5 protein-coding genes are annotated in these 7,135 nt (G+C 70.5%); all 5 read left to right on the forward strand.

Annotated elements, in window-relative coordinates:
• The first annotated feature begins 81 nt into the window (after positions 1 to 81).
• Positions 82 to 1,527, forward strand: coding sequence for an aldehyde dehydrogenase family protein (locus ACJA3G_RS25550; RefSeq protein WP_406555394.1), 1,446 nt, complete (start codon positions 82 to 84; stop codon positions 1,525 to 1,527).
• Between the two features lie 202 nt (positions 1,528 to 1,729).
• A complete protein-coding gene (locus tag ACJA3G_RS25555) occupies positions 1,730 to 3,655 on the forward strand; it encodes an acyl-CoA dehydrogenase family protein (RefSeq protein WP_406555395.1) in 1,926 nt (641 codons plus the stop codon).
• Between the two features lie 130 nt (positions 3,656 to 3,785).
• Entirely contained in the window at positions 3,786 to 5,036 is a 1,251-nt protein-coding gene (gene dxr / locus ACJA3G_RS25560) for a 1-deoxy-D-xylulose-5-phosphate reductoisomerase (protein ID WP_406555396.1), read from the forward strand.
• Entirely contained in the window at positions 5,033 to 6,331 is a 1,299-nt protein-coding gene (locus ACJA3G_RS25565; protein WP_406555397.1) for a M50 family metallopeptidase, read from the forward strand. The genes dxr and ACJA3G_RS25565 overlap by 4 nt, the downstream gene beginning before the upstream one ends.
• Positions 6,332 to 6,498: 167 nt before the next feature.
• The coding region (locus ACJA3G_RS25570) for a flavodoxin-dependent (E)-4-hydroxy-3-methylbut-2-enyl-diphosphate synthase (protein WP_406555398.1) at positions 6,499 to 7,135 on the forward strand (637 nt) is incomplete at its 3' end.

Genomic DNA, 7,135 nt, shown 5'->3' on the forward strand with positions numbered 1-7,135 from the left:
CGCCCCCACCCCCCTACGGTGGGAACCACAGGCAACAGACCACATCACCCACCTCCAACCTCGGAAGGGCCGGGATTCGCAATGACTTCCACCCACGCCTTCTGGCTCGCCGGCCGCCAGGCCACCGGTGAGGACACCTTCGACGTCACCTCCCCCTGGGACGGCCGACTGGTCGGCACGGTGAGCGTTCCTACCGAGGCCCAGGTCGAGGAGGCCGTCGCCGCCGCGCACGCCGTGGTCGACGAGTTCGCCGCGACCCCCGCGCACGTACGCGCCGCCGCCCTCGACCACGTCTCCAAGCGCCTCACCGAGCGCACCGAGGAGATCGCCCAGCTCATCTCCGCCGAGAACGGCAAGCCCATCAAGTGGGCCCGCGGCGAGGTCGGCCGCGCCGTCTCGGTGTTCCGGTTCGCCGCGGAGGAGGCCCGGCGCTTCAACGGCGGCGAGGCCCAGCGCCTCGACACCGACGCCGGCGGCCAGGGCCGCTTCGCGCTGACCCGCCGCTTCCCCAAGGGCGTCGTCCTCGGCATCGCACCGTTCAACTTCCCGCTGAACCTGTGCGCCCACAAGGTCGCCCCGGCCATCGCCGTCGGCGCGCCGATCATCCTCAAGCCCGCCCCCGCCACCCCGCTCTCGGGCCTCATCCTCGGTGAGCTGCTCGCCAAGACCGAGCTGCCCGCCGGCTCGTGGAGCGTCCTGCCGGTCGCCAACGACAGGATGCCGGCCCTGGTGCAGGACGACCGCCTCCCGGTCATCTCCTTCACCGGCTCCGACAAGGTCGGTTACGCGATCATGGACTCGGTGCCGCGCAAGCACTGCACCCTGGAGCTCGGCGGCAACGGCGCGGCCGTCGTCCTCGCCGACTTCGCCTCGGACGCGGACCTGGACTGGGCGGCCTCCCGTATCGCCACCTTCTCCAACTACCAGGGCGGCCAGTCCTGCATCTCCGTGCAGCGCGTGATCGCCGACGCGGCCGTCTACGACCGGCTGCTGCCGAAGATCGTCGCGGCCGTCGAGGCCCAGGTCACCGGTGACCCCTCCGACGCCTCCACCGACGTCGGCCCCCTCGTCAGCGAGGACGCCGCCCGGCGCGTGGAGTCCTGGGTCGACGAGGCCGTCTCGGCCGGCGCGAAGCTGCTCGCCGGCGGCAAGCGCGACGGCGCCTCCTACGCGCCGACCGTCCTCACCGAGGTCCCGGCCGACACCACCCTCGCCTGCGAGGAGGTCTTCGGACCGGTCCTCACCGTGCAGAAGGTGGACGGCGAGGAGGCGGCCTTCGCGGCCGTCAACTCCTCCAAGTACGGCCTCCAGGCGGGCGTCTTCACGCACAACGTGCAGACCGCCTTCCGCGCCCACCGCGCCCTGGAGGTGGGCGGCGTGATCATCGGCGACGTCCCCTCGTACCGCGCGGACCAGATGCCGTACGGCGGCGCCAAGGCGTCCGGCGTCGGCCGCGAGGGCGTGCGCTACGCGATGGACGACTACACCTACGAGCGCGTGCTGGTCCTCACCGGCCTCGCCCTCTAGGACGTACGCGCCCTCCAGGACGTACGCGACACCGGTCCGCACGGACCGGACACGGCCGGAGCCCATCGGCGGGCTCCGGCCGTTTCGCGCCCCAGGGGTGGCTGCCCCGGCGGGAATCGGGTACATACGGACGAGTAGCACTGTCCGGTAACGGGGTGCGTGTGCGCGCCCCGCACAACGTCGCGGCGAGGAGTACCCCTCAATGACCGCACCACACGGCACACCCAAGGTCTCGGAGCGCGAGGCGCGCCGGGTCGCCGAAGCCGCGCGCGAGCAGGACTGGCGCAAGCCGAGCTTCGCGAAGGAACTCTTCCTCGGGCGTTTCCGGCTCGACCTCATCCACCCGCATCCGCTGCCCGCCGGTGAGGACGCGGAGCGCGGCGAGGCGTTCCTCGCCAAGCTGCGGGACTTCTGCGAGACGAAGATCGACGGCGCCCTCATCGAGCGCGAGTCGCGGATCCCCGACGAGGTGATCAACGGGCTCAAGGAGCTCGGCGCCCTCGGGATGAAGATCGACACCAAGTACGGCGGCCTCGGCCTCACCCAGGTGTACTACAACAAGGCGCTCGCGCTGGCCGGTTCCGCCAGCCCCGCGGTGGGCGCGCTGCTCTCGGCGCACCAGTCGATCGGCGTACCGCAGCCGCTGAAGCTCTTCGGCACCCAGGAGCAGAAGGACACGTTCCTGCCGCGCTGCGCCCGTACCGACATCTCCGCCTTCCTGCTGACCGAACCGGACGTCGGCTCGGACCCGGCGCGGCTGGCCACCTCGGCGGTCCCGGACGGCGACGACGCCTACGTCCTGGACGGCGTGAAGCTGTGGACCACCAACGGCGTCGTCGCGGACCTGCTGGTCGTCATGGCCCGGGTGCCCAGGTCCGAGGGTCACAAGGGCGGCATCACCGCCTTCGTGGTCGAGGCGGACTCGCCCGGCGTCACCGTGGAGAACCGCAACGCCTTCATGGGCCTGCGCGGCATCGAGAACGGGGTGACCCGCTTCCACCAGGTCCGCGTCCCCGCCTCCCACCGCATCGGCCCCGAGGGCGCCGGGCTGAAGATCGCCCTGACCACGCTGAACACGGGCCGCCTCTCGCTGCCCGCGATGTGCGTCGGCGCGGGCAAATGGTGTCTGAAAATCGCCCGTGAATGGTCGGCGGCGCGGGAGCAGTGGGGCAAGCCGATCGCCCAGCACGAGGCCGTCGGAGCCAAGATCTCGTTCATCGCGGCCACCACCTTCGCCCTGGAGGCGGTGCTCGACCTGTCCTCGCAGATGGCCGACGAGGACCGCAACGACATCCGTATCGAGGCCGCCCTCGCCAAGCTCTACGGCTCCGAGATGGCCTGGCTGATGGCCGACGAACTGGTCCAGATCCGCGGCGGGCGCGGCTTCGAGACCGCCGATTCGCTGGCCGCCCGGGGCGAGCGGGCCGTACCGGCCGAGCAGATCCTGCGCGATCTGCGCATCAACCGGATCTTCGAGGGCTCCACCGAGATCATGCATCTGCTGATCGCCCGCGAGGCCGTCGACGCCCACCTCTCGGTCGCGGGCGATCTGATCGACCCCGACATGAAGCTGCCCGACAAGGCCAAGGCGGGCGCGGGCGCCGCCGCCTTCTACGCCCGCTGGCTGCCCAAACTGCTCTCCGGGCCCGGCCAACTGCCCAACTCCTACAGCGAGTTCGACGGTCTGGCGCAGCACCTTCGGTACGTCGAGCGGTCCTCCCGCAAGCTGGCCCGCTCCACGTTCTACGCCATGTCGCGCTGGCAGGGCCGGATGGAGACCAAACAGGGCTTCCTCGGCCGGATCGTGGACATCGGCGCCGAACTGTTCGCGATGAGCGCCGCCTGCGTACGGGCGGAGCTGCTGCGCACCGGCGGTGCCCACGGCCGCGAGGCCCACCAGCTGGCCGACGCCTTCTGCCGGCAGGCCCGTATCCGGGTGGACGAGCTCTTCGACCGGCTGTGGGCCAACACCGACGACCTCGACCGCAAGGTCGTCGCCGGGGTGCTGGCCGGGTCGTACACCTGGCTGGAGGAGGGCGTCGTCGACCCCTCCGGCGACGGCCCGTGGATCGCGGACGCGACCCCGGGACCCGCGAAGCGGGACAACGTCCACCGCCCGATCCGCTGAATCCACCGGGCCGTTGGGACACCGGAGGGCCCCGCTCCCCGGTGTCCCGGCGCCCCCGGAACACGCCGCGCGGCCCCCGCACGGGGGAGTGCCTGTCCCGGCGCACAGCGGATGCGGCAAGAATGGGGGGATGAGCGACAGCCCAGCCCCCCTCGCCGACCCGCACATCGCCTTCGATCCCACCGAAGGCCGCCGGGACATCGTCGTCCTCGGCTCCACCGGGTCCATCGGCACCCAGGCCATCGACCTGGTGCTGCGCAACCGCGACCGGTTCCGCGTCACCGCGCTCGCCGCGTCGGGCGGCCGGGTCGCGCTCCTGGCCGAGCAGGCGCGCCGGCTGCGGGTCCGCGCGGTCGCGGTCGCCCGGACGGACGCGGTGCCGGCGCTGCGCGAGGCGCTGAAGGAGGGTTACGGCACCGAGCCGCTGCCCGAGATCCTCGCCGGGCCCGACGCGGCCAGCGAGCTCGCCGCCTCCGAGTGCCACACCGTCCTCAACGGCATCACCGGCTCCATCGGCCTCGCGCCGACCCTGGCCGCCCTGGCGGCGGGCCGGACCCTGGCGCTGGCCAACAAGGAGTCGCTGATCGTCGGCGGCCCCCTGGTGAAGGCGCTCGCCAAGCCGGGCCAGATCATCCCGGTCGACTCCGAGCACGCGGCCCTCTTCCAGGCCCTCGCCGCCGGCACCCGCGCCGACGTACGCAAGCTGGTGGTCACCGCCTCCGGCGGCCCCTTCCGCGGCCGTACGCGCGCTCAGCTGGCGGACGTGACCCCCGAGGACGCCCTCGCGCACCCCACCTGGGCGATGGGCCCGGTGATCACCGTGAACTCGGCGACCCTGGTCAACAAGGGCCTGGAGGTCATCGAGGCGCATCTGCTGTACGACATCCCCTTCGACCGTATCGAGGTCGTCGTGCACCCGCAGTCCTACGTCCACTCCATGGTGGAGTTCACCGACGGCTCCACGCTCGCCCAGGCCACCCCGCCCGATATGCGCGGCCCGATCGCCATCGGCATCGGCTGGCCCGAGCGGGTGCCCGACGCGGCCCCCGCCTTCGACTGGACCACGGCGTCGAGCTGGGAGTTCTTCCCGCTGGACACCGAGGCCTTCCCCTCGGTCGGACTCGCCCGGCAGGTCGGGGAGCTGGGGGGCACGGCCCCGGCGGTGTTCAATGCCGCGAACGAGGAGTGCGTGGACGCTTTCCTCGCGGGACGGCTGCCTTTCAACGGAATCATGGATACGGTCACAGAGGTCGTGGCCGAGCACGGCATCCCCGCCGCGGGAACCCCACTCACGGTCTCGGACGTCCTGGAAGCGGAGACCTGGGCACGAGCCCGGGCCCGGGAACTCGCGGTGAAGGCGACAGCGGAGGCACACGCATGACGATTCTGATGACGGTCCTCGGCATAGTCGTCTTCGTGGTGGGCCTGCTCGTCTCGATCGCGTGGCACGAGCTCGGCCACCTGTCCACGGCCAAGATGTTCGGCATCCGGGTGCCGCAGTACATGGTCGGCTTCGGCCCGACGATCTGGTCGCGGAAGAAGGGCGACACCGAGTACGGCATCAAGGCGGTCCCGCTCGGCGGGTACATCCGCATGATCGGCATGTTCCCGCCCGGCGAGGACGGGCGGATCACCGCGCGCTCCACCTCGCCCTGGCGCGGCATGATCGAGGACGCCCGCTCGGCGGCCTTCGAGGAGCTCCAGCCGGGCGACGAGACGCGGCTGTTCTACACGCGCAAGCCGTGGAAGCGCGTGATCGTGATGTTCGCCGGGCCGTTCATGAACCTCGTCCTCGCCGTGGCGATCTTCTTCGGCGTGATGATGACCTTCGGCGTCAACACCCAGACCACCCAGGTGGGCAAGGTCTCCGACTGTGTGATCTCGCAGAAGGAGCAGCGCGACACCTGCAGGGCCGCCGACCCGGTGGCCCCGGCCAAGCAGGCGGGTCTGAAGGCGGGCGACAAGATCGTCGCGTTCAACGGCGAGAAGGTCGGCGACTGGTCGGCGCTGCAGAAGCACATCCGCGACACCATCGGCCCGGCCACGATCACCGTGCAGCGCGACGGGCGGCCGGTGGACCTGCACGCCACCCTGATCAAGAACGATGTCGCCAGGATCGACGGTTCCGGCAACTACACCTCCGGCACCACCTCGGCGGGCTTCCTCGGCTTCAGCCCCGCCACCGGCATCGTCCAGCAGTCCTTCGGCCAGTCCGTGGACCGCATGGGCGACATGATGCGCTCGGGTGTGAAGTCGCTGGTCGCGATCCCCTCCAAGGTCCCGGACCTGTGGAACGCGGCCTTCAACGGCGAGGAGCGCAAGGCCGACTCCCCGATGGGCGTGGTCGGCGCGGCCCGGGTCGGCGGCGAGGTGTTCACCCTCGACATCCCGCCGGAGAACCAGATCGCGATGATGCTGTTCCTGGTCGCGGGGTTCAACCTCTCGCTGTTCCTCTTCAACATGCTGCCGCTGCTGCCGCTGGACGGCGGGCACATCGCGGGCGCGCTGTGGGAGTCGCTGCGGCGCAAGGTCGCCCGCGTCTTCAAGCGCCCCGACCCGGGCCCGTTCGACGTGGCGAAGCTGATGCCGGTCGCGTACGTGGTGGCCGGGATCTTCATCTGCTTCACCCTGCTCGTGCTGGTCGCGGACGTGGTGAACCCGGTGAAGATCTCCTAGCGGTCGTACGGAAGTACGGGGCGTCCCGGGTGCGTAACGTGCCCGGGACGCCCCTTTCGGTGAACTCGGGGGCACGGTGTGCTCGTGCGCCCCCTGGTGCCGTAACCTCGAAGGCTGGAGCCCGCCGATCTCGGGACCTTGATCCACACCTTGGGGTTGCACAGCAGATGACTGCGATTTCACTGGGAATGCCGTCCGTTCCGACCAGGCTGGCCGAGCGCCGCAAGAGCCGTCAGATCCAGGTCGGGTCCGTGGCGGTCGGCGGTGATGCTCCTGTGTCGGTGCAGTCGATGACGACGACGCGGACGTCGGATGTCGGGGCGACGTTGCAGCAGATCGCGGAGCTGACGGCGTCGGGCTGTCAGATCGTGCGGGTGGCGTGCCCCACGCAGGATGACGCGGACGCGTTGGCGGTGATCGCGAAGAAGTCGCAGATTCCGGTGATCGCGGATATTCATTTCCAGCCGAAGTATGTGTTCGCGGCGATTGATGCCGGGTGTGCGGCGGTGCGGGTGAATCCGGGGAACATCAAGCAGTTCGACGACAAGGTGAAGGAGATCGCGCGGGCGGCGAAGGATGCGGGGACGCCGATTCGTATCGGGGTGAACGCGGGTTCGCTGGATGCGCGGCTGCTGAAGAAGTACGGGCGGGCGACGCCGGAGGCTCTGGTGGAGTCGGCTTTGTGGGAGGCGTCGCTGTTCGAGGAGCATGATTTCCGGGATATCAAGATCTCGGTGAAGCACAACGATCCGGTGGTGATGGTTGAGGCCTACCGGCAGCTGGCGGCTCAGTGTGATTATCCGC

The sequence above is a fragment of the Streptomyces sp. YS-3 genome (assembly GCF_045257485.1).
In the GTDB taxonomy this organism is placed as follows: Bacteria; Actinomycetota; Actinomycetes; order Streptomycetales; family Streptomycetaceae; genus Streptomyces.

Bases quoted from the DNA above. Each gene is read 5' to 3' on its own strand.
- ACJA3G_RS25550 (WP_406555394.1), top strand. From the start codon at position 82: ATGACTTCCACCCACGCCTTCTGGCTCGCCGGCCGCCAGGCCACCGGT.
- ACJA3G_RS25555 (WP_406555395.1), top strand. From the start codon at position 1,730: ATGACCGCACCACACGGCACACCCAAGGTCTCGGAGCGCGAGGCGCGC.
- dxr (WP_406555396.1), top strand. From the start codon at position 3,786: ATGAGCGACAGCCCAGCCCCCCTCGCCGACCCGCACATCGCCTTCGAT.
- ACJA3G_RS25565 (WP_406555397.1), top strand. From the start codon at position 5,033: ATGACGATTCTGATGACGGTCCTCGGCATAGTCGTCTTCGTGGTGGGC.